Origin of the sequence: Mesorhizobium sp. M1423 (assembly GCF_040317575.1) — a bacterium.
In the GTDB taxonomy this organism is placed as follows: Bacteria; Pseudomonadota; Alphaproteobacteria; order Rhizobiales; family Rhizobiaceae; genus Mesorhizobium.
Genome location: NZ_JAMYKU010000081.1, coordinates 1 through 1,013, shown reverse-complemented (window position 1 = coordinate 1,013; position 1,013 = coordinate 1). Strand labels below are relative to the sequence as shown.

General features: G+C 57.5%; 1 protein-coding gene. It reads right to left on the bottom strand.

Features of this window, described 5'->3' with window-relative positions:
- Nucleotides 1-266: 266 nt before the first annotated feature.
- On the bottom strand, nucleotides 267-1,013 hold a 747-nt coding region (locus tag NKG95_RS34160), incomplete at its 5' end, for an outer membrane protein (protein WP_353043875.1).

Genomic DNA, 1,013 nt, shown 5'->3' with positions numbered 1-1,013 from the left:
CGCTCTGCACGCAACAATTGCTATCAGTGTCGGATCGACCGCGTGTAATCGGATCGGCTGCACCGGCTTGAGGCTGTCGTACTCCCGTCGCATACCTGCGGTAGAAAGCGACTGTCGATCGATTTGCCGACCGCGGATGAACCGGCGGGAATTCTCGACAACCGAGGAAGCGGGGCTTTGGCTCCGCTTTTTTGTGCCTCCATCGTCCGCAAAGAAAAAACCCGCCGGGATTAACCGGCGGGCTCGAACGATTTGCCTGGAGGGCCTTAGTTGAATTTATACTTCGCACCGATGCGGACGGTATGGAAAGAAGGAGTGGTGGTGAGGACATCGCCCGGCCCTCCAAACTCCTCCAGAATATCCTTCTCGGCAAACTGCGAATAGCGATATTCGAGACCGACAGTTACGTTGTTGGTCACGGCCGCTTCCAAACCACCACCGACCGAGAAGCCGCTAGAGCCCCAATCGATGATGTCGCCGATGGGTGAAGATGCGTTCAGATCGAAATGCTGCCAGCTGTAGCCGCCAAGCACATAGGCGAGGGTCGATTCGTTGACTTTCAAACCGACCCGGCCCAGCACATCGAAGCCATAGTCTGTGTCCAGATTGATGGATCCGCCGGGCACTTCCAGCTCCGTAGTCATGCCGGAGTAGCGAGCATCCACCATGACTCCCGCAACCCAGCTGCCGAAATCATGGTCGTAGCCCGCGTTCAATTCGCCAAATACGCCTTCGCCGCCGATACCGTTGAATTCCAGGTCGCCAAGCGGCGGCACATTGATCTGATGCACCGACGCACCCGCGCCGCCCGCACCACCGATATAGAAGCCGGTCCAGTTGTAGGCAGGCGCTTCAAAAGACGCAACGCCGCCATTCTGGGCGCCAAAGCGATAGTTGGCGGCAACCTGGAACGTATGCCGCGATGTGTCGAGGTTGAGTGCGCCATCTGGTGCGCCGAACTCGGAGAGGAGATCATCGTTGGTGCTGAATTGGGTATAACGATATTCGGTTTT